This window comes from Paenarthrobacter sp. CC6 (assembly GCF_040560085.1).
GTDB lineage: Bacteria > Actinomycetota > Actinomycetes > Actinomycetales > Micrococcaceae > Arthrobacter > Arthrobacter nicotinovorans.
The window spans coordinates 1-24,887 of record NZ_JARDAN010000006.1 but is presented as its reverse complement, the minus strand read 5'-3'; the positions used below and the strand labels follow the sequence as shown (position 1 = coordinate 24,887).

Genomic DNA, 24,887 nt, shown 5'->3' with positions numbered 1-24,887 from the left:
GGGAATGAGCGCCGTCCTCGATGACATGGACTCCCGTCCAGGGAGCACAACCTCATTGCTGCGCACCGTCATCGGCCTGTACTTGCGCGACGCGGGCGGATGGATGTCCACCAAGGACATTGTGTTGCTCATGGACGCCCTGGGGACATCGGGAACAGTCACGCGGACGGCACTGGGCCGCTTGCGGAAGAAGGACGTGCTCGTGCAGGAGAACCGGGAGGGCGTTCCAGGCTTCACCCTGACAGAAGGTGCGACCACCATGCTTGCCCGCGGCGACCGCCGGATCTACAACCCGCGGAGCATGTCGCCCACTGATCCCTGGTGCCTGATTTCGTTTTCGATCCCTGAGACCGAACGTGAGAAACGTCATCAACTGCGGCGCAGATTGCACTGGATCGGGTGCGGGACAGTGGCCGCCGGCCTGTGGATCTGCCCGGATTCCCTCCGGGTGGAAGTGGAGGAAATACTGTCGGACCTGGGGCTGCGCAACGTAACCACAGTCTTCGTGGCCGGTACACCCATGGTGGGTGGCAGCCTTCGGGAAGCGGCGTCCAAATGGTGGGACTTGGAAGCAGTTGCTGAACTCCATAGGGACTTCATCCGCGAACATGCAGCTGCGGTCATTGATGCCGCACCGGAAGTCGAACCCGGCGCCTCCGCCTTCGCTGCCTACGTCCGGTGCATCGACCGGTGGCGCATCATTCCCTACCTCGACCCCGGGTTGCCGCAGGCATTCCTGCCCGCCGACTGGCCCGGGGCCGAAGGTGCCGAGTTGTTCAAACGGATCCTCGCAGCTTATGCGGAACCCAGCTCGGAGTTCGTCCGGCGTTCCCTCCAGGACACCGTGACGGTCACGGCTTCCTGACAGCAGTTCCCCGCCAGTAGGGCTCCCCCAGCTCTCCTATGGGAGTCCTGGCCGTTTCCCGGGAGAAGAAGGCGGAAACTCCGGCGATGGCCATGCACAGTACCGCGAAACCCGCTACGGGAAGCCAGCCGTCGTGGCCCTTGCCCAGGAGCAGTCCTGCGATGAGGGGAGCAAAACCAGCCACCACCAAACCCAACTGGTTCCCCAAGGCCATGCCCGAATACCGGACCGGTGCCGCGAACAGTTCGGCAAAGTAGGCAGGCCAGATCCCGTTGAAGCAGGAGTAAAGCAACGTCATGTTGATGAACGCTGCGGCGAAGACCAGGAAGAGGTTGCCCGTGGACAAAGCCGCGAAGTAGGCGAAAATCGTCACCGAGCAGCCGATGGCCGCAGTCAGTAGCAGCGGCCTGCGTCCCAACCTGTCGGAGAGTTTCGCAGTCAGGGGCATCACGAACATGGACAGGCCAATGGCTACCGCATTCACAGTGAGGATGGGTGCCTTGTCGAACCCTGCTGCACCGGTGGCGTAGGACAAACCGAAGACCGTGAAGATCGTCTGCATCACTGACATGATGGACATGCCGATCAACCTCACCACATCCGCAGATTGGAAACGCAGGACTTCCCGTAACGGCAAAGGAGCCACAGCCTTGCGGTCCTTTGCTTCTTCAAAGACCGGAGTCTCATCCAGGTGCGTACGCACCCAGTAGGCGATGCCCAGCACCACAATGGACAACCAGAAAGGGATGCGCCAACCCCAACTCATCAGCGCCTCAGTGGGCAGAGCGGACACAGGAATAAAGACAATCGTCGCGAGCACCATGCCGGAGGCATAGCCGGTCATGACGAAGCTGGTAAAGAAGCCACGTCGCCCTTCCGGTGAATGCTCCAGGGTCAAGGTGGACGCGCCTGCCGATTCTGCCCCTGCGGAGAAACCCTGTGCCAGCCGGCCAATGACCAGCAGAACCGGAGCCCAGACGCCGATCTGGCTGTAACCCGGCAGGAACCCGATGCCAAGGGACGACAGTCCCATCACGGCCAGGGTGATGAGCAGGATCCTCTTCCGGCCCAGCTTGTCACCGAAATGTCCCATGACCAGGCCGCCGACCGGCCGTGCCACGTAGGCCACGCCAAACGTGGCGAAAGCCCCGATCAGGCCAACTGCGGGATCATCGGAAGGGAAGAACAGCGGGCCGAAGACCAGTGCAGCGGCTGAGCCGTAGATGAAAAAGTCGTAGTACTCGAGGGTGCTTCCCAGAAACGAGGCCAAAGCGGCTTTTCCGGGGGTTTTGCGCAGCGTCGTTGGCTGCGAGGCAGTTGTATGCATGGCTGTTCTCCTTTGAACGGCGTCCAGGCGTTGATTCAGAGGTGGAAATCGACGGCGATGATGTGTTCGCTGTTGGGAAACGAATACTTCTTGAGGGGCTCGTGCAGCGGGTGGGTGTTGTAGACCTCGATGTCTTCCGCCGCGGCGAAGTCGGCAACGATCGCGTAGTCGAAGGAGCGTTCCTGCTGCAAGATGTCAGCGCCGTGGGTCAGTTTCAGGAGGCCGGGAATGTTGCCGTCCATGGCATCCAGTCCCGCCATCCACGCGGCTTTGTCGGCTGTGGGAAAATCCGGCTTGAACTTGAACAGCACTGCATGGCGGATCATGCTTCCACCCCTGTCATGACGCTTTCACCCGCGTATTCGGCCGGCTGGCCCGCAATGGTCCGGCCCGCCAGGTACCCCATGGTCATGATGGGACCCAGGGTGGCACCGGCACCCGGGTACCCAGCGGCGTAGGCATTTTCGGTGGTGTTACCGGCAGCGAAAAGGCCCGGAATGGGTTGTCCGTCGACGTCCAGGACGCGTGCCCGTCCGTCCGTGGCTATGCCTCCATTGCTCCCAAAGGCACCATTGACCACTTCCATCGCGTAAAACGGGCCGGTCACCAGCGGGCCGAGCGATGGGTTGGGCCAAGGGCAGTCGTCGTCGCCCCAGTACTTGTCGTAGGCGCTTTCACCCCGGCCGAAGTCCGGGTCCTCGCCTTTGACGGCGAATTCGTTGAAGCGGCTGACCGTAGCCCTCAGTTCCCCGGCAGGAACACCGATCTTTGCGGCCAGTCCCTCCAGCGTGGGTGCTTCCACGAGGTATTCGGGCGTGGGCTGGCCGGCCCGGTGTGCAAGGACGCCGTAGCGCTCCAAGTAGGCGTGGTCGAAGACCACATGTGCCGGTGTATTCAAGGTCTGGTTGTTGGGCGAATCCCAGGACTGAAGGCAGCGCGCAAGGTCGTTGTAGTTCTGTGACTCGTTGGCGAAGCGGCGTCCGTGCCGGTTGACCATGAGCGAGCCGGGCCCTTGCCGTTCGAACCTCAGCAGTGTGCCCACGGGTGCCCCGTCCCGGGTGTCTCCCGTTATTGACATGGGGGCCCACCAGGCTTCGCGGGTTCCGCGGGTCTGTGCCCCGATGCGTTGTGCCATCCTGAGCCCGTCGCCTGTGTTGGAGGGCGGTGAGCACATAATGTACAGGCGCGAGGCCAGCAACGAATCGGCCAGGGCCTTGTCCCATTCGAATCCGCCGGTAGCCAGTACGACACCATCGTTGGCAAGGAACGTTTCTCCCGATTCGAGTTCGACGCCCGCGACCCGGCCGCCGTCGAGCAGCAATCGTTGACCACGGGCGCCAACCACCAGCGCAGCGCCGTCCCGGACCAGGCTTGCGAGCAGCATGCCAATCAAGGCGTGCCCCTTGGCCACGAGCCCTTGGTCCTGGCGCCGGTTGAGTTGAGCCCACGGAAATTTGGTGAAGGCGCCCCAGTTCTCATACTCCTGCATAGTGAACGGTGCCCTGCCATCGGAGCGGACGTGGCGGGCGAGGTCGCCGAGTGCCTCCCGGATATTGAATAGTTCAGGTTCAACAGTGCGCCCGCCTTCAACGGAACCGGGTAGGTCCTGGCGGTAGTCCGGAAAGTTATCCAGGAAGATGAAGCGCAGCCCGCATTCTTCCTCGGCAAAACGGAGCATGGTGTCTCCAAAATCAAGGGCAGCGTCCAGGAGCTCTTCGCGGCTGCGTCCACGCGCCACGGCCCGGATGTACCGGGCGGCCGCTTCCTTGGAGTCGTCCAGGCCCGCTTGGCGGGCATGGTGGTTGTCAGCCACCCAGAGCATGCCGCCCGAGACGGCAGTGGTTCCGCCGAGAAGTTCGGTCTTTTCGAGCACGACGACGGACTTGCCCGCCCGTGCGGCGGTGGCCGCTGCTGTCAGTGCCCCTGCGCCAGAGCCGACGACGACGACGTCGTAGGTACCGGCCTGTGTGCCGTTGAGAAATTTCACGAAGAATGCCTTTCAGAGGGGAATTGTGGTTCAGTTGCGGATGCTTGGGCTCAGACAGCGGTGTAGCCGCCGTCGATCACCAGCTCGGATCCCGTGGTGAAGCGGGACTCATCGCAGGCAAGGTAAAGAACGCCGTAGGCGATTTCGTCCGGTTCCCCCTGCCTGGGGAGGGGGCTGTTGCCGACCAATTGCCGGTAGTAGGCCTCTGCCCCGATCGCGGACTGTTCCGCTGAACGGCGGCTCATCCTGGTGTTCATGGAACCGGGGTGTATCGAGTTCACGCGGACACCGTGAATTCCGTAGGTAGCGGCGTCGGACTTGCTGAGGAGCCGGACGGCGCCCTTCGTTGCGTGGTAGAGGGGCACGTTGCTTCCACCTGTTAGTCCATGAATGGACGAAAAGTTGATGATGCTCCCGGACTGCTTTTCGATCATCCCCGGAACGACGTATTTGGTCATGAGCCAAACCCCCTTGACGTTGACGTCAAAGATGGCATTGAAGTCATCCATGGAGGCGGTGTGGCTTGCTCCGGCGGCACCGATGATTCCGGCTGCGTTGACCAGGATGTCCGGGGCGCCGAGTTCTTTGCTGAGTCTCCCGATCGCTGATGCGACGCTGGACTCATCGGTGACATCGACGTCGTATTCGGTGATGCCCGGGCGGCCGCCTCCGGACGGTGCCCCGGCGCGGTCCAACGACGCCACCAAGGCTCCATGGTCCGCCAACAGCCGGGCAGTCGCGCTCCCCAGGTCGCCCCTGCCGCCGGTAACCACGGCCACTTTCCCGGCCACGCGCCGGGCCGCATCGGCCGGATTTCCGCGTCTTTCTGAATCCATGATCAAACTCCTCCTGCCGCGGCATTGCGGCGCTCAAACATCACTGCGGCGCAGGGCAGCACGGAAGAGAGCCTCAAGGGGCTGATCGTGAACTTGGGCGAAATGCCGTGAGGGTCTGAGTCCTCTTGGATGGCTCCGGACGGTGGTCCTGTCCGCAGTGCCCTGCTGTGTCCTCCACTTTGCCAGCGGCCCTGTGAGTAGAGCCACAGCGTTACCGATGAACGGGAATCAGATGCTTCCGTTGCTTTGGCGAAGAGCGCCCTTGAGTTCGCCGCGCCAACCGAGGGCACGCGAAATACCCCTTGCTGCCGTCACTAAAACGGGCACACGGACGGCCGCGTTTTCTTCATTCCTGGGCACCACCACACTCAGGGCCGCCACGACGGCGTTGGTGCGGTCGAAGACAGGCACGGCGATCCCACTCGACTCCGGCACGATGATCCCGGGCATGGACGCGAATCCCCGCTGGCGGATCGCTGCCAGGTGGCGGCGCAGTTCGGCTGGATCGGTCAGCGTGGCGTCAGTGAACTTTTCAAGCGTCCGGGAGAGGAAGAGGTCCTGATAGGCGGCTGAGGAATACGCCAGCAGGACAAGCCCGGAGGATGTGCCGTGCACGGGCAGACGTCCGGCCACCTTGGTGATGTCCACCATCGAATCCCTGAAACCAATCCGCTCGATGTAAAGGACTTCATCGGACTCCAAAATTCCCAGCGTTGTTGAATGCCGGACCACAGACTGCACGTCTTCCATGAAGGGCAGCGCGGCCTCACGCAGGCCAACCATCCGGGAGCTTCTGGACACAAGCTCCCACAACCTCGTGCCAATGCGGACCTCGGCATTGGCTTCCCGTTCAAGAAGGCCCTCGGCAAGCATCTCGTCCACCAAGCGGTAGGTGGTGGTTACGGGCAGCCCCGAGCGGCGGGCCAGCGTGGCGACGCTCATGATCCGATGGGAGTCGTCGAACGCGCCGACAAGCCGGACAACCCGACGGATGACGGACTCGCCGGAAGTCGAGTTGGCCACGCTATTCCCCTGATTTCACGCGCGAGACAAACCTGAACCGGTCACCGCGGAAGGTACTGTGAGTCCACTCAACGGGCGCCCCTTTCCCGTCGCGCGCCAGCCTGTTGACCACCAGAAGAGGGGCCCCCATTTCAATCCCCAATATCCGGGCGTCACCCGGGCCGGCCAACGCAGTTTCCACCGTATCCTCGACCTCGGCAATGCTTATCCCGTAAGTGTCCCGGAGAGCGGCATACAGCGAACCCGCCTTGGCAAGGCTGGCCTTGAACCGTGGAAGCCTTCCCGGAAGCCATGCGACCTCATGGGCCAGTGGTGCACCATCGATCAGCCTGATGCGTTCCAGTCTGGTTACCAAGCCACCCTCCGCGAGCCCGAGGTGCGCAGCGACCTCCGGGCTGGCCTTGGTGACATCCAGGGCCACCAGCGTCGAACCAGGTTTAAGTCCCTGCATCCTGGCGTCGTCGGAAAATGAGGTCAACTGCCGCACATGGGTCACCTTGGGGGGTGCGACAAAAGTGCCATGCCCCTGGATCCTCCCCAGCTTCCCCTCGGCAACAAGCTCACTGATGGCCAGGCGCACCGTGGTGCGGGACGTTGCATACGTCTGCGCAAGAGCCCTCTCGGTGGGAATGAGGGTACCGGGCTTCAACCCCGTGATGCGGGCAAGGATTTCGGTCTTGACCATGTAGTACTTGGGTGTTGCCGGAGCTGTATCAGCGGACATACGGACAAACTACCTGTAGACAAGGGGATTGGTCTATGCCAATCTAGGCGGAGTGCCAAACTTGGCGAGAGACGAAGGGATGTCACTTGGAGGAAATGCAGCAGTCCGGGAGCAACAGCGCCACAAACGCTGCCCCGGTTGTCCTCGGGCTCCACATCGGCGGTTCGAAAACCCACGCGGTTCTCTCCGACGACACCCGCTTCCCCGGGGCGGACAATGATGCCCGCCTGGAGATCACCGAAGCACGTGCAAACCTGTCTTCCGTGGGGCACCAGGGCGCGGACGCAGTGCTGCGGCGGATTGCGGCACGTGTGGGCGGTAGTGTCGCAGCAGTCTGTGCGGGAGCGGCCGGCGCCGACACCCCTGCGAGCCGGGCCGTTCTGTCGGCCCTCCTCTCGGAACATTTTCCCGGTGCCAAAATCGAGGTGGTCCATGACACACGCATCATCCTCGCCGCGGCCGGTCTCGAAGCAGGCGTGGTCCTGGTGGCCGGAACCGGCTCTGTGGCCTGGGGCAGGAACCGTGAGGGACGGGAAGCCCGCAGTGGAGGATACGGCTATCTTCTCGGCGACGAGGGTGGTGGATACTCGGTAGTCCGGGACGCCGTTCGCGAGGCCTTACGGGAGTACTACGCCGGACTTGAACCGGGCCCGCTGGTCCAATCGTTGATGGCCGCCACGGCCAGTGTGGATGCCCTGCAGCTCATGGACTTCTTCTATGCAAAGCCGGAACCCGATCATTGGGCTGGACTGGCCCCGCTCGTCCTTGAGATGGCGCAGGACGGCGACCCTGCGGCGCTGCGGATCCAGGCCGAGGCAGCCCACTCCCTGGCGTCCTTGGCCAGGCAAGTACTGGGCGAACTCGGATTGGATCTTCCCTTGGTGATGGCCGGCGCTTTGCTGGTCAACCAGGACCAACTTGCTGCGGCTGTAGCGCGCAAAGTGTCCTTGGAGGATCCGTCGCTGGTCCGGATACTCCCCCAAGCCCCCGTTTTCGGCGCAGTCAAACTTGCACGGCAACTGATCCAGCAGTAGCGAACCACGAGTGATCCAGACGGCCAACGGGAGTAATCTGGACTCATGCCTTTGATGTGCGGTGGCCGGTAGCAATGACCCGGGCCAGGCGGCGGTGGCTGCCGGCGCTCCTGATAAGCCTTGCCATGGGCATGGCCGTGCTGTTTGGTGCAGTCCAAGCGGGCGCAACCGGCTCCCTGCCACCCAAAACCGCAGACGAGATCCTGGCCATGATCGCGCGCACCCAGGTCCGGGAGCTGTCCGGCACACTGGAACAAACCGCCGAACTGGGACTTCCCGAAGTTCCAACGGCCGGCCCCGGGGTTGCGCCCGGAACCGCCTCCGCCTTGGAGTTCCTGACAGGCTCGCACACTGCGAGGGTCTACATTGATGGTCCTTCCAAAGCACGCGTACAGATCCTGGACCGGATGGCCGAGCGCGATCTTGTACTGAATGGCGAGGACGCGTGGTTCTATGACTCCTCGGACAACAGTGCTACGCATGTGAGCATCCCCCGTCCGTCGGTGGGAGCACCCACCGAGTCCCGGGTACCAGAATCACCGCGCCCCACCATCCACACTCCCGAGGCTTTAGCGTCGCGCTTCCTGACAGCCATTGACGCCAGCACTGAAGTAAGCGTCGGGAATTCGTCCTCGGTGGCCGGGCGCAGCGCCTACAAACTCCTCCTGAAACCCCGCACGGCGGGCACCTTGGTGGACGCTGTGGCGATTGATGTGGATGCCGAAACCGGCCTCCCCCTCGGTATCGAACTGAGGGCCAAAGGGCAGGCCGGGCCCGCCTATTCACTGGAGTACACGCAGCTGGACCTGACTGCCCCGGACGCCTCGCTGTTTGAATTCGTACCGCCGCAGGGCGCATCGGTCAGCGAAAAGACGATCCCCGCAGCACCCGTTCCTTCCATGCCACTGCCTGAGCCCTCCGGCCCAACGACCCAGCCGCAACCGCCCCAGCCACATCATGGTGCAACGGTTACAGGCGCCGGCTGGGACGCCGTGATCTCCCTTCCGGCGGGAACCGCTCCGGCCGGACTCACTGCCAGCCCGGAACTCACGCAAGCGCTCCAAGCTGTTCCGGGCGGCCGCGCACTGACGACATCGGTGATCAGCGTGCTGATTCTCGACGACGGCCGCGTCTATGCGGGCATGGTGCCGTTGGAGCGGCTTCAGGCAGTCGCCCAACAGTTAAACGTCCCTGCCCCGTGACCGACCCAGCGACCAGCCCGCTGACCGGCCCTGCCGTCCTGGCAAGCCATCCAGGCACCGGCGACAATCTTGCCATCGAAACACGTGGACTGGTGAAGCGCTTCGGCCGCCGCGCCGCCGTCGACGGCATTGATCTGGCCGTTCCCCAGGGGGCGGTCTACGGCTTCCTGGGGCCTAACGGCTCGGGAAAGACCACCACCATCAGGTTGCTGCTTGGCCTCGCCACGGCGAACAGCGGCGACATCAGCGTTTTGGGCAAGGAGATGCCACAATCCTTGACCTCCGTGTTGCCGCACGTGGGCGCCTTGGTTGAGGGCCCCGGTTTCTATCCGTTCCTCACCGGCGAGGCAAACCTGATGCGCCTGGACTCGGCCGACCGCCACGCACCCTCATCGACCAGGCGGCAACGTGCCCACGAGGCCCTGGACTGTGTGGGGCTCGGCCATGCTGCCGGAAAGAAGGTCCGCGCCTACTCACTAGGCATGAAACAGCGCCTCGGCCTGGCCAACGCGATGCTGCGTCCCCGTGAACTGCTTGTCCTCGATGAACCGACCAACGGACTTGACCCCCAAGGGACGCGCGAAGTGCGCGCCCTGGTTCGTTCCCTTGCCGCAGGTGGCACGACGGTCTTTGTCTCGAGCCACCTGTTGGCCGAGGTCGAGCAGATGTGTACGCACGCAGGCATTATGAGCGCGGGAAAACTGGTGGCCCAAGGGCCACTGGATGAGCTGCGCTCCTCCGGGGAGTCGCACGTCCTGATCCACACGCCCGACGTCGGTGTGGCCGCAGGCGTCCTGTCCCGCCTTGGTGTGGTCCCAAGTGATGCGACAGGCAGGGGCGACGACACGCTCATGGGCACCGGACTCAACGGCATGGCCCCGGAGACGATTGTGGCCGCACTGGTTGCAGGAGGCGTGCGCGTCCGCGGATTCACTGTTGGGCACGCAAGCCTGGAAGAACGGTTCGTGTCCCTTACTGGAGAGGGGTTTGACGTTGCCGGCTGAAACCGCTGCTGGTATTCCATCTGCCACCGGGCGGTCCGGGGCAGGGTGGGCACTCCTTGCCTCTGAACTGTCGGTACTCTTCCGCAGGCTCCGCACGTGGGCCATGCTGGTCGCGTTGGCCGCCGTGCCCATCCTGGTTGCAGTCGCGGTGAGGTTGTCGTCGAGGCCCGCAACTCCTGGCCGCGGCCCGCTGTTCCTGGACAGGATCACCCAGAACGGGCTCTTCGTGGCGGTCACGGCGCTGGTGGTGTGCGTGCCATTGTTCCTTCCCCTCACCATAGGTGTGGTGGCAGGAGACACGATCGCAGGGGAAGCGAACCTCGGAACCTTGCGGTACCTGCTGTTGGCACCTGCGGGGCGCATTCGCCTGCTGTTGGTCAAGTACGCGGGAACGGTCGCCTTCTGTTGTGCCGCGACGGCAACTGTGGCAGCGTCAGGCACCCTGGCCGGCGTCGTCCTCTTTCCCGTAGGGCCGGTCACCCTGCTGTCCGGCGACACCGTCAGCGTGGGCGATTCCGCACTGCGGTCGCTGCTGATCGCTGCCTACATCACGGTGTCCCTGATGGGGTTGGGGGCGATCGGCCTTTTGATCTCGACCTTCACCGATGCGCCTGTTGGTGCCATGGCAGCCACGATTGTCCTGTCCGTCGTGTCGCAGGTCCTCGACAACCTGCCACAGCTGGAGTGGCTGCATCCGTGGCTTTTCAGCCACCACTGGCTGGACTTCGCTGATCTGCTCAGGCAGCCCATCGCCTGGACATCGTTTGGTGCGAACGCGCTGCTGCAGTCCGGCTACATAGTGGTGTGCGGCGCCTTGGCGTATGCGAAATTCTCCAACAAGGACGTGTTGTCGTAGCTTTGTCGTAGGCTCTTTGCATGGCCAGATTCTTTGATGTGCACCCGGAAGACCCTCAACCACGCGCCATCGGCCAAGTGGTCAATATGCTGCGGGACGGCGGCTTGATCGCCTACCCTACCGACTCCTGCTATGCCTTGGGCGCCCAGATCGGAAACAGGGAAGCGCTGGACCGGATACGCACCATCCGGCATCTGGATAGCAAACACCACTTCACTCTGGTCTGCAAGGACTTCGCCCAGATGGGCCAGTTCGTCATGCTGGACAACGACATCTTCAGGAGCATCAAAGCTGTAACCCCCGGCAGCTACACGTTCATCCTTCCGGCCACCCGGGAGGTTCCGAAGCGGCTTCTGCACCCCAAGAAGAAAACAGTCGGCGTCCGCATCCCGGACCACAAGGTGGTGCAGGCACTTCTCGCCGAATTGGGAGAGCCTCTGCTGTCCAGCACGCTCCTGCTGCCGGATGAGGAAGAACCGTTGACCCAGGGCTGGGAAATCAAGGAGCGTTTGGACAACCAGGTGGACGGCGTGATCGATGCCGGAGACACAGGTTCGGAACCAACCACGGTGATCGACTTTTCGAGTGGGGTGGCCGAGGTGGTACGGCGCGGTACGGGCGATCCTTCCCGCTTCGAATAACGGTCAAGGCCGACGGCGGTGGCTTACTGTTCCGGCTTTCGCGCCCGGCTTGGCTGTACCCGCATGGGTTCACCGGGCATTTTGGGAAACTCCGGCGGGAATGGCATCTCGCCCTGGCCGTTCTCGACGTCGCGTTCCCACCACGTGAGCAGGACGTCAATGTCACCTGGATGATCGTGCATGGCCGCCCAAGGATCCCCCACCTTTTTCAACCGGTCGGGAACGGTGGTGATGGTGTACTTACCGGGGTCCGCATTCTCCAGTTCCTCCCAGGTCAAAGGGCAGGACACCTGCGCTGTCGGTACAGCCCGCGGGCTGTAGGCGCCAGCGATGGTCCGGTCCCGGTTGGCTTGGTTGAAATCCACGAAGATCCGCTTTCCGCGTTCTTCCTTCCACCACGCCGTGGTGACCTTGTCGGGCATGCGGCGCTCAAGTTCGCGTCCGGCAGCGATCACGGCGTGGCGGACCTCGAGGAACTCGTGCTTGGGATGGATGGGGGCGTAAACATGCAGACCACGGTTACCCGATGTCTTGATGAACGCCGTCAGCCCGCCCTCCTCCAGGACAGAGCGAAGCTCAATCGCAGCCGGGATGGCGTCGTCGAAATCCGTCCCGGGCTGGGGATCCAAATCGATCCGTAGCTGGTCCGGGTTATCGGGATCGTTGGCACGGGAAGCCCAGGGGTGGAATACCACGGTGTTCATCTGGGCTGCCCACACCGCTGCCGCAGGTTCGTCGATGACCAGTTGGGGGTGTGCCCGCGCGCTCGGGTAGGTAACAGTGACGGCGCGAACGTACTCAGGGGCGCCCTTGGGAGGGTTCTTGGAGAAAAACATCTCTCCATCGATGTTTCCTGAGTACCGTTGAAGGCTCACAGGCCTGTTGCCGTTGGCGGCGACAAATGGCTCCCCGACATCGATCAGGTAGTTGGCGAGATCGAGCTTGGTCAGCCCCGCGTCCGGCCACATGACCCGGCCCGGACTGGAAATCCTGACCTCACGTGGGCCGTTGGGACCGGGCACGGTTACAGTGGTTGCTTCACTCGCCATGGGCACAAGCTACCCCGTAAAGGTGCGCCGCGTCAGCACCTTGTGCCTGATGCCCGAGGGCGTGTTTCGTGATGGGCTCTTCTCCTGCCGCTCCGGTAGGTAATGATGTTCATATGCCCACCGTCGAGACATCCCTGACCGTCGCCGTCGCCGATACCAGTGTTTCCGCCCTCCATGTCCAGCCTGAGGACAGTTTTGCCACCTTGGTGGTGGCCCATGGCGCCGGGGCCGGGATGGAACATCCCTTCCTGCAGGGCTTCGCCTCGGCCACGGCGCAGGAGGGTGTGGCTACACTCCGTTTCAACTTTCCCTACCGCGAAGCCGGGCGTCGCTTCCCGGACCGTCCGCCCCTTGCCATCGCAACGTGGCGGGCCGTGATGGAGGCAGCGGCAGAGCTGTCGGACGGCAAACCGTTATGGGCCGCAGGCAAATCGTTCGGCGGGCGCATGGCGTCCATGGCGGTGGCCGAAGGCATGCCCGCGCAGGGACTCGTCTACCTTGGGTACCCGCTGCATGCCCCCGGGAAACCAGAGAAGCTCCGGGATGAACACCTTTACGGAATAACCGTGCCGATGCTGTTCCTGCAGGGCACCCGGGACACCTTCGCCACTCCTGAAATCCTGGAAGGCGTGGTGTCCAGGATCGGCCCGACGGCGAGGCTCCAGTGGTGCGACGGCGGTGACCATTCATTTGCGGTCAAGGGCCTGAAGCGGACCGCAGCTGAAACAGGTGCTTCGCTGGCACCCGAGGTAGCTGCGTTCTTGAAAACGGGTGCCTGAACCTACTTGGGCAGTGGCTCGTGGCGAAGGTACGATCTCCGGAAATGTCCTGTGCCGGCCGTGAGGGCGCGGAGTTCGATGGCGTAACGCAGCAGTTCCTGGTCCGGCACTTCCGCGAGGATCTCGGTACCCTCGTTGTCGGTGGCATTGGTGCCGTTCACCCGCCCTCGTCGCCCGGAGAGGTCGCTCATGACAGCTCCGACGTATTCGTCGGGCACGCTGATCACCACGGAGGAGACAGGTTCAAGGAGTTGGATTTTCGCGGCGGCGGCAGCCTCCCGCAGCGCCAAGGCGCCTGCTGCCTGGAACGCGGCATCGGAGGAATCCACGCTGTGGGTCTTGCCACCCACCAGCGTTACCTTGATGTCCACCACCGGGAATCCTGCAGACACCCCCTTGAGCATTTGGGCCCGGACCCCCTTTTCCACGGACGTGACAAACGTTCCCGGAATGACCCCGCCAACGATCTTGTCCGTGAACGCAAACCCCTCGCCGCGTGCCAGCGGTTCCACCTCGATGTCGCAGATGGCGAACTGGCCATGGCCGCCTGATTGCTTGACGTGGCGGCCGTGTCCGGTTGCCTTGCTGGCGAACGTCTCCCGCAGGGGAGTAATGATATCCACGGTCTGCAGCTTCACGCCTTGGTTTCGCAAGCGGTCCATGATCACCTCGGCGTGCGCTTCGCCCATGCACCACAAGATGAGCTGATGGGTGTCCGGGTTGCGCTCAAGCCTGAGTGTTGGATCGGCGGCCGCTACCTTTCCAATGCTCTTCGCCAACGCGTCTTCGTCGCTTCGTGATGCGCCCTCCACGGCGATCGGCATCAAGGGTTCGGGGATGTTCCAGGTCTCGATCAGGAGCGGGGCTTCGCGGTCCGAGACGGTATCGCCTGTTTCGGCACTTGCCAGTTTGCTGATGGCACAGATGTCACCCGCGATGCACTCCGGGACGGCTTTGAGGCCGGATCCCACCGGGGAGTACAGGTGTGTGATGCGCTCATCCGCGTCGTGGTCCTCATGTCCCCTGTCCGCCAGTCCCCTGCCGCCGATGTGAATGGACGAATCCTCGCGCAGCGTTCCCGAGAAGACCCGAACCAGGCACACCCGGCCGAGGAAAGGGTCCACGGTGGTCCGAACGACTTCGGCGGCGAGACGGCCCGCGGGATCGCAGTGCAACGTCTTCAGCGATGAACCGTCGAGCGTCATGGCTGCAGGTGGCGTCCGTTCAAGGGGCGATGGCATAGCGTCGGTGAGCAGGGCCATCAGTTCCGGCAACCCAAGGCCCGTTTCGGCCGAGGTGGGCAACACGGGAAAGAAACTGCCGCGTGACACGGCGGTTTCAAGGTCGTTGATGAGGTCGGGCAACGGCAGTTCTTCACCGCCCAGGTACCTGTCCATGAGGGTTTCGTCTTCGCTTTCGGCAATGATTCCTTCCAGCAGGGCATCCCTTACTGATTCCACATCGGCCGTGGGGGTCAACTCCTCCGCGGCGCCGTGAAGGACACCGATGAGGCCGGCGTTAACCACTGCCGGAACGTACAGCGGGAGGACAGATTCTCCGAAGGCTTCCCGGCAGCGCTCGACGGCGGCGCTGAAGTCTGCGCGGGGATGGTCCAGTTTGCTGATCACTACTGCGCGGGGCAACCGGATCTTTTCGCATTCGCTCCACAGCGCGACGGTGGCGCCGTCGATTCCCTCCACGGCGGACACAACAAAAAGGGCCGCGTCGGCGGCCCGCAAACCAGCCCGCAACTCGCCTGTGAAGTCGGTGTAGCCGGGGGTGTCGATCAGATTGACCTTGATGTCGCCAATGAGGATCGGTGCGACGGACAGGGTTACCGAGCGTTGTTGATGGATGGCTGAAGGATCAGCATCGCTGACAGTCGTGCCTTCGCTGATGGAGCCCATCCTGGTAATGGCTCCCGTTGCCGCGAGCAGCGCTTCGACCAGCATCGATTTGCCGGAGCCCGAATGCCCGACCAGTGCCACGTTGCGTATCCTGGCGGGGTCTCGGTGTGCAGAAACCACGCCGTTCCCACTGCGCCTGGTTTCATTCGCGGTGGGGCTTGTAGCTTTTCCCGCATCGCGCGTGCCCTTTGCAGACATGGCATCTCCTGAGGTTCTCCCGCCACGGAGCCCGAACGCTCATGGTTCGCGTCCAGAGCTCCGAATCTTTAAGAGGATTGGACACCCTGAGGCGACCACAGGGCAAGTGCCTGCAGCCACTGAACCAAAGCCCGCGGCGTCGCACGTCCCCCGCTGTCCCTGATGCCGGGCTAAACGGTGAGCATCCCCCACAGCAACCACGCTGACGCCGCCACGCAGCCGGCAATGACGATCGTGAACCCGGAGAGCCACACAAACCCAGGCACGCCAGTGGTCCGGCCCAGAATGAAAGCGTCTGACGAGGCGAGGCGTTCACGGCGTTTTGTGTGGACGCCGGCCAGCTTCAAGAGGTCACGCACCCCTCCCACGGTCAGGGCTACGCCCAGGGCCATCACGACGTAGTTGACTACGTCGGGAGTGGCGAAAAGGAGCAAAACCTGGGCAATCCCTGCGCTGGCCAGAGCCACCAGTATCCCCGTGAGGTTGCGCAGGAAGACCAGGGAAACCAAGAGGATCAAGGCCCCGACCGACATGGCAGCGCCGGACCGCCCGGCACTGACCGCCGCAATCAGGCACAGTCCCACGACGGCCGGGGCAGGATAACCCCAGAAACCGGACCACGCCGCACCGAAGGCGCTCCGGCCACTGCTGACCAGGCGGCCGGAGTGATCGAGCCCGATCCGGAGTCCATGGACGAATCTTCCCGTCATGAGGGCTGCGTAGGCATGGCCCAGTTCGTGGACGAAGGTGACGTACAGGCCGAACCTTCGCCACGTCGCGCGCGGGATGCTGAGGACCACAGCACAGGCGAGGATGCCAACGAGGACAGGCATGGGTACGGCAGTGGCGTGGGTCTGGGTGAAACCACGGACCACCGCCTCCCACCACGTTTGCAGAAAGTTCACTGAACCGCGGTCCGCAGCCGGGAATGCAAGCCCGCGATGAGGATTTCCAAACCGAATTCGAAGGCCGCTTCGCCCCGCTCATCCGCAGGTCCCGCGTTGGCCAAGGCGCCGCTGAGGGCCGGGAAGCCCTGCTGTGGAGGTGCCCAGACAACGTCCGGGGCTGCCAGATCCAAGGCAAAACCCAGTGCGAAGCTGTCGATGGTGGAGATCGCGGACAACACGTCGCGGCCGCGGAAACCGGCGGCTTCCAGGGCCAGTGCCAGGTCCTCGTAGAGCCCAAGGACCTGGTGGTCCTGCACCGTCTGCAGTACCAGCAGCGGAGCGAGCCTGGGGTGCCGGGCAAAGGCATCCCGGTAGCTACGGACAATCGCGCGAAGGGCGGCCTCCCAATCCTGCCGGGCGCCGAGTTCGTAAGTGCTTTCGGAGATGATGCGGCCCCGCATGAGTTCAAGGATCTCTTCGCGTCCACTGACGTGGTTGTAGATGGAGGACTGGCTGACGCCGATCCGTTTGGCCAGTTTGGGCAGGCTGAAGTCCCCGGCCTCGTCCACCAACTCCAGGGCGGCGGTGACGAGTGCGTCGATGGATATCAGCGGGACCAGCGGGCGTGCCATACGGGGTACTCCATTCAAGGTTGTTGTTACGACTCTAGCCAGAAGTTGCCCGATGGGTATTGTGCTGCGGATCACAAGACCTTACGATAAACGAAAGGCTTTCGCTTAAGTCTCCCTCCCCCAGTTTTCCCCTTCACCCCATAGGATCCCCATGTCTGATCTGGAAACCCGACCGCCAGCAGCCGATGCTGGAAACGGGCTCAAACGGAACGCCATCGGCACCGGCGGCATCGCCTTCCTGGTGATCTCCGCAGCGGCCCCACTTACCGTCATGGCCGGCGTGGCCCCCGTAGCCATTGGAATCGGGGGCATCGGCGCCCCCATGGGCTACGTCGTCGCCGGCGCGGTGCTGTTGGTATTCGCCGTCGCTTTCATGGCAATGACCAAGCACGTCAAAGCCGCCGGCGGCTTCTACACCTACATCACATTGGCCATGGGCAAGACGGTGGGACTTGCCTCGGCAATCCTCGCGATCGTGTCCTACAACTGTCTGCAAATCGGGGTCTACGGGCTGTTCGCGGTCCAGACCCAAGCCATGCTTCGAACGCTTTTCGGCCTGGAAGTCCCTTGGCCGCTGGTAGCCCTGGCCGCGATAGCGGCTGTTTGGTTCCTCGGCTACCGCGGAATTGACGTCGGCGCCAAGGTGCTGGGCGTCTTGCTCATCGCTGAGACCGCGATCCTCGCCATCATGGGTGTTGGCATCCTGGCCCGCGGAGGTGCCGAAGGTATCAGTTTCGCTTCCTTCTCCCCCGAAAACGCCTTCACTCCCGGAGTCCTGGCCATTCTCGCTATCTGCTTCGCGGCGTTCATGGGCTTCGAATCAACGGTCCTGTACCGGCGTGAAGCACGTAATCCGGACAAGTCCGTCCCCAGGGCGACCTACATCGCCGTGGGATTCATGTCCGTGTTCTACGCCTTCATTGTGTGGACGGTCATCCAGGCATTCGGCAACGGGAACGTCGTGGCTGCTGCCGGTGAACTCGCCGACGGGATGTTCTTCGCCACCATTAACCAGTACGTGGGCCCCTGGGCCGAGGTCGTCATGTATGTGCTGATCGTGACCAGCGTTTATGCCTCCCAGCTGGCCTTCCACAACGCCATCAACCGCTATGTCTACATGCTGGCCAAGGACGGGATCCTTCCCGCCTTCCTGGGCAGGACACACCCGAAATACAAGTCACCGCACCGTGCGGGACAGATCCAGACGGTGCTGGCCGCCGTCGTCATCCTGATCTGTGCCGTGGCCAATGCCGACCCCTACAAGCACCTGCTCATTTGGGTCAACACGCCAGGCATCGTGGGGATCGTGGCGTTGCAGGGGCTTGTTTCGGTGGCCGCGTTCATCTACCTGCGCCGGAACCCCGCCGCAGTGACCAACCGAGTGCTCATTCCAGTGAGCATTGCATCGGCCTTCCTGCTCTTCGGGGTCGTGGCGCTCATCGCCGTCAACATCGAACTGCTGACCTTTGCCGATGCCGTCACCAACGCCATTCTCCTGTCTGTCACACCCATCGTTTTCCTCGCAGGCCTGCTGATCGCCCGCCGCCTGCGCACTGCCCGCCCCGACGTCTTCGCCCGGATTGGAAGCTTTGAAACCCATGATTCCTGACCTCATCGTCCTCGCCGATACCATCCACACCCTGGACGAGCACCCACAGCTTGGGCCCGTCCAAGCGGTCGCGGTCAGCGACGGCACCGTGACCGCCGTCGGAAGCCGCGCTGACGCCCACGACTGGCGACAGGCGGGCACAAACGTGGTGGACTTCGGCAGCGCGACACTCACGCCGGGCCTGGTTGACTGCCACATCCATCCGGTATTCGGCCTGGACCTCACCGTCGGTGTGGACCTTTCCGGTGCGTCGACGCTTGATGAAGTCCGGGCGCTCCTCCGCGCCCAGGCAGCACACGACGACGAGTGGTTGCGTGGCTGGGGCCTGAATCCGAACGCGTTCGGCACGGCGCCCTTGCACCGCAGCATGCTGGACGATGTCAGCGGCGGCAAACCGGCACTGATCCGGTTGTTCGACGGGCACTCGGCCGTGGCCAACAGCCGCGCCCTGGAGGTGGCCGGCGTCCGTGGCAGGTACGCCTTCGAGCAAGCCTCGGAAGTGGTCTGCGACGCCGAAGGAGTTCCTACCGGCCTCTTGCTAGAAGCCGCCGCCATGGAGCTCGTGCAGCGCCACATCCCCCAGGAGTCCTTTGCCCGGCGCAAGACGAGACTGGCCGCGTTGCTCCGGGATTTTGCGAGGTCGGGACTCACCGGCGGCCACATCATGGACCACAGTGCAGAATCCGCAGCGCTCTTCCACGCACTCGAGGCCGACGGTGAGCTGCCGCTCCGGCTGCGCTCTGCGCCGTGGTGCATGCCTGGCACCGGAGAGGACGACTGGAAGGAACTCGCCCGTACCTTGGGCAAGGGTGGGCGACGCTGGTCCGTTGAAGCCATCAAGCTGTTCGTAGATGGAACGGTGGACAACGGAACGGCCTGGCTCTACGAACCCGATCTGTACGGCGAATCCACGGCGCCCTTCTGGCCGCGGCCCGAAGAATACTCAGCCGCCGTCCGCTACTTCGCGAAACGCGGAATCCCGACGGCGACCCACGCGATCGGTGACGCCGGAGTGCAACACGTGCTGGAGGCGATGGAGTCCCTCCGCGATGTTGTGCCGTCGGATGTCCTCCGCCGGACCGTCCACAGGATCGAGCACCTCGAAACCGTTCCGGACGAACTCGTGGCGCGCTTCAAGGATGCGGGGGTGGTGGCGAGCATGCAACCGACCCATTGCACTCACTACTCCCTGGCCGACCATAGCGACAACTGGTCCAACAGGCTCGGTCCCGAAAGGGCCGACAGGGCGTGGCGCTGCCGGGATCTTCGTGAAGCCGGTGTGGCCCTGGGGATTGGCTCCGATTGGCCCATCGCTCCTTTCCCGCCGTTGCCCATCATGGCGGACGCACGCCTGCGGCGCCGTTCGGGCCACCCGGAGCAGGACCCCATCGCTCCCGGCCAGGCACTTACGGCGCTTCAAGCGCTTGAGGGCTACACCTCACACGCAGCAAAAGCCGCAGGGCTATGGGATGTTTCGGGGTCCATTTCCAAGGGCAAGCGGGCGGACTTCACTGTCCTTGAACTGGACCCGCTAAGCGCAGCGCCGGACGAGCTGGCCGCAAGCCGCGTCCTGGGAACGTTCGTGGACGGGGAAATCCAGTTGATGCTGGACCGTTCGGCCTAGCAGGCCGCCCTACATCCGGTTCTTGGTCCTGGCGGTAGCCGGTGCGGTCCACGGGTCTTCGGGCCAGGGATGCTTGGGATAACGTCCCCGCATCTCTGCCCGGACCTGCGCGTAGGGGCCGGACCAGAAAGACGAGAGATCATCCGTGACGGCCAGGGGACGCCCTGCCGGGGACAGCAAGTGAAAGAGCACAGGCACCCTGCCGTCCACCAGCCGGGGCGTGCTGTCCCAGCCGAAGCACTCCTGCAACTTGACCGCCACGACGGGACGACCGCCGTCGTCATCCACGTCCGGATAGTCAAGGCGCACCAGAGAACCGCTGGGCACCGCAAGGCGTTCGGGAACAAGAACGTCCAAACGGCCGGCATCCGGCCATGGAAGGAGGCGGCGCAGCGGATCGGCAAGATTCACGGCACTGGCAGCAGTGCCAGTGGCCATCGCCTCCAACTCGGGAGCCAACCATTCTTCCAACCTGGCCAACAGGCCTGATTCCGTGACATCTGGCCAAGGATCACCGAGCTCACGGTGGAGCAGGGCCAAACGCCGCCGGAACGCATCGGCGTTGCTGGACCAATGCAGCATGGATAATCCGTTCTTGCCCAGGGACTCTGCTACTGCCCTTCGTCCGGACGCGACGCTGGGACGTACCGGCGTTGAGGACAGCACAATCGCCCCAAGCCTCCGTTCCAGGCGGGCGGTCACGCGACCTTGGTCAAAGGTGGCGTACTCCTTCCCGGTCAAGAGGTGGGGGGCCGCGGCCTCGGCCAGTTCCGCCGAAAGCGGCGCGGCCGAGCGAATAACCGCACCTGTCCCGGCAGCGTCGCGGCCCTGCGCGCGTGAGACCTCAGCAACCGCCAGCCAATCGTGCCCTGACAACGGACTCCCGGCCGGCAGTCCCGCCCGCGTACCCGAGGTCAGCAGATAGCTGTCCGGGCCACTCCCCGTAACGCGTTTGGCCATACGGTCCGGGAACGCCAGCGCCACAACGAAGCCGGGCGCCTCGGCCGCCGTGATGTGGCGGGCATTTGGTAAGGGCACGACGGCGGCCGCCTCCTGCCGCGCGATGCTCTCCATCCGCTTCACGTCTTCGGCGAAACGCCGCGCTGCGGGATCTGATCCGGAACGCAGGTAGCCCAGCAACTTGGTCAAGTCCGCCCCGGGAGCACGCTGATCGCCGGCCACCATGGCCACCGTCTCGGCCGCGACGCGTCGGCCCACAACTGCTGATCCGTCCAGCAGGGCCCGGGCCAGACGCGGATCGGCGGGTACGCGCGAAAGAGTTTTGCCCAGGGCGGTGGCTGTTCCGTCTTCCGTCACGGCGCCCAGTTCCCTGAGCAGTTCCATAGCGTCGTCCATGGCCGCAGAGGGCGGGGTATCCGGCAACGCCAGCCCCTTGCCGCGGGGCGCCCCCCAGCACGAGAGCATCAACGCCGCTCCAGTCAGGTCAGAGGCCAGGATCTCCGGGGTTTGATGGGCAGGGGCGGAAGCAAAGTCCCGTTGGTCGTAGCAGCGGACCACGGTACCCGAGCCCTGCCGCGCCGCGCGCCCCGCACGCTGATCCGCCGATGCACGTGAGCAGGAGACGGTAACGAGACCGGACATGCCGCGGCCGGCATCCCTGCGCGGTTCGCGGGACAGCCCTGAGTCGACGACCAACCGGACTCCCGGAACGGTGAGTGACGACTCAGCCAGAGACGTGGACACGATGATCCGTGCTGCGCCTCCCGGCTCCCGCCCGGATACTGCGCGGTCTTGGGCGTCAGGACCTACTTGGCCGTGCAACTCAAGAACCTCAACGTTCCCCGACACCTCCGCCCGTAGGCGGGAAGCGACGTCGGACACCTCACGGACGCCCGGGAGGAACACCAAGGCATCCACGTCGGGGTTCCCGGCCACGGCGGCTGCGTGGGCCTCCGCCGTGGTGCGGGCAACGTGATCGAGGAAGGCACGGGCCACTCCCCGTTCGTCCAAACGGTGTTCCCGGAACGGACGCCACTGAACGTCCAAAGGGTGCATTGCGGAAGGGCAGTCGATAACGGGAGCCGGCCCGCCGCCGTCGCCCCCGGTTCCCAACAACGCGGCGAACCGCCGGGCATCAAGGGTTGCCGACATGGCGACCAGTGTGAGGTCCTCGCGGAGTTCGTGGACCTCGGCGAGCATCCCCACCAGAAGATCAGACTCAAGGCCCCGCTCATGGACCTCATCCAGGACCACCGCCTGGACGCCCTCCAAACCGGGGTCGTTGAGGAGTCGCCGGATGAGTATCCCGGGAGTAACGAACTCCACCATCGTGTCCGGACCCGTCCTGGACTCGCCACGGACGGTGTAGCCCACCTTGCTGCCCAACCGGGTTCCGTCCAAGGAAGCGAGCCGCCGTGCGGCGGAACGTGCTGCGACCCTCCGGGGTTGGGTCACGACGACGCGTGGCTGCCCGGAATGCCACTGACCAATGAGGTTCGCCAGCAGCGGCGGCACCAGCGTGGTCTTTCCCGTACCTGGCGGCGCCTGCACAACCGCAGTGCCGCCGTCGCCCTGCTGCGACAGGGCCGCTGCAAGGTCCTGGATGGAGTCGGCGAAGACCAGTCCCCTGCCAATGGTGTCCAGTCTGAAAGTCACCAAACCATTGTCGCTGCTTTTTTTGGCAGCGTCCCGGCAGCCGAAAGGCCGCGCCCTTTTGGAGGGCGCGGCCTTTCGAGACGTTCGGTCTAGCCGATGGTGGAGGCGTCGATGACGAAGCGGTAGCGGACGTCCGAGGCGAGAACTCGTTCGTAAGCGTCATTGATCTTGCTGGCAGGAATGACCTCGATCTCCGCACCAAGGCCGTGCTCGGCACAGAAGTTCAACATCTCCTGCGTTTCGCGGATGCCACCGATCATGGAGCCGGCGAAACGACGGCGACCGCCGATCAAGGCAAAGGCGTTCACCGGGAGCGGTTCAGCGGGCGCGCCGACGTTGACGAGCGTCCCGTCGAGCGTCAACAACTGGAGGTAGGCGCTGATGTCGATTGAAGCGCTGACCGTGTTGATGATCAGGTCGAACGTACCGGCAAGCTGTTCGAAGGTGGCGGGGTCACTGGTCGCGTAATAGTGGTCTGCGCCCAACTGCAGGCCATCTTCCATCTTCTTCAGGGACTGCGACAGAACCGTCACCTCGGCGCCCATGGCGTGGGCAATCTTGACGCCCATGTGTCCGAGACCGCCCAGCCCGACAATCGCTACCTTCTTGCCCGGACCCGCGCCCCAGTGATGCAGCGGGGAAAAGGTGGTGATACCGGCGCAAAGCAACGGAGCAGCAACATCGAGGTCCAGCCCTTCCGGAATGGTCACCACGAAGTCTTCATCCACCACGACGTTGCTGGAGTAGCCACCCTGGGTGATGGTGCCGTCGCGGTCCACCGCGCCATAGGTGCCCACGTTGCCCTTCAGGCAATACTGTTCCTCGCCGGCCACGCAGTTCTTGCATTCCTTGCAGGAGTTGACCATGCAGCCGACGCCGACGCGGTCGCCGACCTTGTGTTTGGTCACCTCGGCGCCAACCTCGGTAACGATGCCGGCGATTTCGTGGCCCGGCACCAAGGGGTACTGCTGGGGACCCCAGTCACCGCGAACGGTGTGGATGTCCGAGTGGCAGATACCCGCAAACTTGATATCAATATGGACGTCGTTCGGGCCAACTTCGCGGCGTTCAATGGTGGTCAGGGTCAGGTCGCCCGTGGCCGAGGGTGAGGCAAATGCGGAAGCGGTAGGCATGTTTCTCCAACGTGTCTGTCTTTAGCGGATGTTTCCATCTAACACGCTTTGGCTGAGTGTAAGCAGTCACTGCTGTTACGGGTACTGGCAGAAACCCTCTCGGCATGATGAGGATGTTGCCGTTGGAGGCTCCGTCAGCAGGAGCTGCATGGGTGGATTTTCGGCTTCAAAGACCGGCGTAGTCACGGACTTTTCCACATAGCCCGTGAGGGGGCTAATCGCCGGCGTCGGGCCATGACAGGCTCGTTGCATGGACACAAACGGGCAGGTTCTCAGTCGGCCGGGCGAACCGTCCGACGTTTCCTTCCGTTCAGGGAATCCGCAATCCGAGCAATCAGGCTCCAGCGATTTGTCCCCGAGCGATCACAACAGTAAGCGGCTTCCTGTCAGCTGCGGACCCACGTCCGGCTCTGGAGGTGGTCCGTCAGAACAGGCACAGTTGCTTGACGAGGCTTCCGAGGCGTTGGTCGAGCTGTGTGGTTCGGTCGCTGCCGATGCCCGGTTGTTTGGCTTTGGGGAGGCTGCTGATTTTGCGGGCCGGGTAGAGGATCTGTCTCGTCATCTGGAGTACGTGCAGGTCGTCGCTGCGCAGGCTGTGGAGCGGACCCGGACGGAGGCGCAGCGTGCGGCGCCGGCACCGCAGCCCGGACAGTCCCCGGCGTCCGGCGCCCAGAAATGGCGGACGGGCTGGACCGAGCCAGCCGGTGAGTCAGAAGGTGGCGGTGACTCCGTCCCGGCTGCTGCTGCTGATGGTGGTGGTGCTGGTGGTGGTGGCAGTGTTTTGGATGATGGGTACCGGAACGCAGCGGAGTTCCTCCGAGCCCGGTTGCGGATCGGGATCGGCGAAGCACGGCGCAGGCTCGCCCTCGCGAACGAGATCCTGCCCGGGGCCGGAATAACCGGCCAGGAAATCCCGGCCCGTCGTCAAAGACTCGCCGACGCCCTCCACACCGG

The 24,887-nt window shown here is 63.8% G+C and carries 23 protein-coding genes; 9 read left to right on the top strand and 14 right to left on the bottom strand.

All coding sequences use genetic code 11. From position 1 onward, the window contains the following. Window positions 1-4: 4 nt before the first annotated feature. Window positions 5-865 (top strand): PaaX family transcriptional regulator, encoded by an 861-nt coding sequence (locus PV760_RS04935; protein WP_354627293.1) that lies wholly within the window; start codon window positions 5-7, stop codon window positions 863-865. Here PV760_RS04935 and PV760_RS04930 read toward each other — a convergent pair. From PV760_RS04930 to PV760_RS04905, 6 genes are all read right to left on the bottom strand, one after another. After that, window positions 852-2,192 carry an MFS transporter gene (locus PV760_RS04930; RefSeq protein WP_354627292.1) on the bottom strand — a complete coding sequence of 447 codons (1,341 nt, stop codon included), beginning with the start codon at window positions 2,190-2,192 and terminating at the stop codon, window positions 852-854. The genes PV760_RS04935 and PV760_RS04930 overlap by 14 nt on opposite strands. Window positions 2,193-2,227: 35 nt before the next feature. Continuing rightward, window positions 2,228-2,518: a Dabb family protein gene (locus tag PV760_RS04925; protein WP_018777523.1), complete on the bottom strand. Its 291-nt coding sequence runs from the start codon at window positions 2,516-2,518 to the stop codon at window positions 2,228-2,230. Beyond that, window positions 2,515-4,179 carry a 4-oxocyclohexanecarboxylate 2-dehydrogenase gene (chcC1, locus tag PV760_RS04920; protein WP_039241169.1) on the bottom strand — a complete coding sequence of 555 codons (1,665 nt, stop codon included), beginning with the start codon at window positions 4,177-4,179 and terminating at the stop codon, window positions 2,515-2,517. Before chcC1 ends, PV760_RS04925 begins: the two co-directional genes overlap by 4 nt. 50 nt (window positions 4,180-4,229) lie before the next feature. After that, window positions 4,230-5,015 (bottom strand): SDR family NAD(P)-dependent oxidoreductase, encoded by a 786-nt coding sequence (locus tag PV760_RS04915; RefSeq protein WP_354627291.1) that lies wholly within the window; start codon window positions 5,013-5,015, stop codon window positions 4,230-4,232. Window positions 5,016-5,243: 228 nt separating this feature from the next. Next, a complete protein-coding gene (locus PV760_RS04910) occupies window positions 5,244-6,038 on the bottom strand; it encodes an IclR family transcriptional regulator (RefSeq protein WP_354627290.1) in 795 nt (264 codons plus the stop codon). 1 nt (window position 6,039) lies between these two features. After that, on the bottom strand, window positions 6,040-6,762 hold the full coding sequence (locus tag PV760_RS04905; RefSeq protein WP_354627289.1) for a GntR family transcriptional regulator: 723 nt from the start codon (window positions 6,760-6,762) through the stop codon (window positions 6,040-6,042). 95 nt (window positions 6,763-6,857) lie between these two features. On the opposite strand from PV760_RS04905, the gene PV760_RS04900 reads away from it, so the two are divergent. From PV760_RS04900 to PV760_RS04880, 5 genes are all read left to right on the top strand, one after another. Then, window positions 6,858-7,796 carry an N-acetylglucosamine kinase gene (locus PV760_RS04900; protein WP_306877553.1) on the top strand — a complete coding sequence of 313 codons (939 nt, stop codon included), beginning with the start codon at window positions 6,858-6,860 and terminating at the stop codon, window positions 7,794-7,796. 74 nt (window positions 7,797-7,870) lie between these two features. Further along, a complete protein-coding gene (locus tag PV760_RS04895; RefSeq protein ID WP_354627288.1) occupies window positions 7,871-8,998 on the top strand; it encodes a LolA family protein in 1,128 nt (375 codons plus the stop codon). 20 nt (window positions 8,999-9,018) lie between these two features. Beyond that, on the top strand, window positions 9,019-10,002 hold the full coding sequence (locus PV760_RS04890) for an ABC transporter ATP-binding protein (protein WP_502921429.1): 984 nt from the start codon (window positions 9,019-9,021) through the stop codon (window positions 10,000-10,002). Further along, complete coding sequence (locus PV760_RS04885) at window positions 9,986-10,858, top strand: ABC transporter permease (protein ID WP_354627287.1); 873 nt, start codon at window positions 9,986-9,988, stop codon at window positions 10,856-10,858. The genes PV760_RS04890 and PV760_RS04885 overlap by 17 nt, the downstream gene beginning before the upstream one ends. A gap of 20 nt (window positions 10,859-10,878) precedes the next feature. Further along, on the top strand, window positions 10,879-11,499 hold the full coding sequence (locus tag PV760_RS04880) for an L-threonylcarbamoyladenylate synthase (protein ID WP_354627286.1): 621 nt from the start codon (window positions 10,879-10,881) through the stop codon (window positions 11,497-11,499). Window positions 11,500-11,522: 23 nt separating this feature from the next. On the opposite strand, the gene ligD is transcribed toward PV760_RS04880, so the two are convergent. After that, window positions 11,523-12,548 carry a non-homologous end-joining DNA ligase gene (gene ligD, locus PV760_RS04875; RefSeq protein WP_354627285.1) on the bottom strand — a complete coding sequence of 342 codons (1,026 nt, stop codon included), beginning with the start codon at window positions 12,546-12,548 and terminating at the stop codon, window positions 11,523-11,525. A gap of 113 nt (window positions 12,549-12,661) precedes the next feature. Between ligD and PV760_RS04870 the strand changes: the two genes are divergently transcribed. Beyond that, window positions 12,662-13,327, top strand: a complete 666-nt coding sequence (locus PV760_RS04870; protein WP_354627284.1) for an alpha/beta hydrolase family protein — start codon at window positions 12,662-12,664, stop codon at window positions 13,325-13,327. Between the two features lie 2 nt (window positions 13,328-13,329). Here PV760_RS04870 and PV760_RS04865 read toward each other — a convergent pair whose 3' ends face one another. The 3 genes from PV760_RS04865 to PV760_RS04855 all read right to left on the bottom strand — a co-directional run bounded on the left by PV760_RS04865 (window position 13,330) and on the right by PV760_RS04855 (window position 16,951). Next, the gene (locus tag PV760_RS04865; RefSeq protein WP_354627283.1) at window positions 13,330-15,432 is read right to left on the bottom strand and encodes an elongation factor G-like protein EF-G2; all 2,103 of its coding nucleotides are present in this window, start codon (window positions 15,430-15,432) and stop codon (window positions 13,330-13,332) included. A 170-nt stretch (window positions 15,433-15,602) separates the two neighbouring features. Then, a complete protein-coding gene (locus tag PV760_RS04860) occupies window positions 15,603-16,337 on the bottom strand; it encodes a M50 family metallopeptidase (RefSeq protein WP_354627282.1) in 735 nt (244 codons plus the stop codon). Further along, a complete protein-coding gene (locus tag PV760_RS04855; protein WP_354627281.1) occupies window positions 16,334-16,951 on the bottom strand; it encodes a TetR/AcrR family transcriptional regulator C-terminal domain-containing protein in 618 nt (205 codons plus the stop codon). The genes PV760_RS04860 and PV760_RS04855 overlap by 4 nt, the downstream gene beginning before the upstream one ends. A gap of 151 nt (window positions 16,952-17,102) precedes the next feature. Here PV760_RS04855 and PV760_RS04850 point away from each other — a divergent pair, with 151 nt between their 5' ends. Beyond that, a complete protein-coding gene (locus tag PV760_RS04850; protein WP_055975610.1) occupies window positions 17,103-18,560 on the top strand; it encodes an APC family permease in 1,458 nt (485 codons plus the stop codon). Next, a complete protein-coding gene (locus tag PV760_RS04845) occupies window positions 18,550-20,184 on the top strand; it encodes an amidohydrolase (protein WP_354627280.1) in 1,635 nt (544 codons plus the stop codon). The genes PV760_RS04850 and PV760_RS04845 overlap by 11 nt, the downstream gene beginning before the upstream one ends. Before the next feature lie 9 nt (window positions 20,185-20,193). On the opposite strand, the gene hrpB is transcribed toward PV760_RS04845, so the two are convergent. From hrpB to PV760_RS04825, 4 genes are all read right to left on the bottom strand, one after another. Further along, complete coding sequence (hrpB, locus tag PV760_RS04840; protein WP_354627279.1) at window positions 20,194-22,800, bottom strand: ATP-dependent helicase HrpB; 2,607 nt, start codon at window positions 22,798-22,800, stop codon at window positions 20,194-20,196. Window positions 22,801-22,889: 89 nt separating this feature from the next. Next, window positions 22,890-23,933 (bottom strand): NAD(P)-dependent alcohol dehydrogenase, encoded by a 1,044-nt coding sequence (locus PV760_RS04835; RefSeq protein ID WP_018777505.1) that lies wholly within the window; start codon window positions 23,931-23,933, stop codon window positions 22,890-22,892. A 424-nt stretch (window positions 23,934-24,357) separates the two neighbouring features. Then, window positions 24,358-24,495 carry a hypothetical protein gene (locus PV760_RS04830; protein ID WP_354627278.1) on the bottom strand — a complete coding sequence of 46 codons (138 nt, stop codon included), beginning with the start codon at window positions 24,493-24,495 and terminating at the stop codon, window positions 24,358-24,360. A gap of 147 nt (window positions 24,496-24,642) precedes the next feature. Next, window positions 24,643-24,887, bottom strand: a 245-nt coding sequence (locus tag PV760_RS04825) for a hypothetical protein (RefSeq protein WP_354627277.1), incomplete at its 5' end; no start/stop codon positions are given.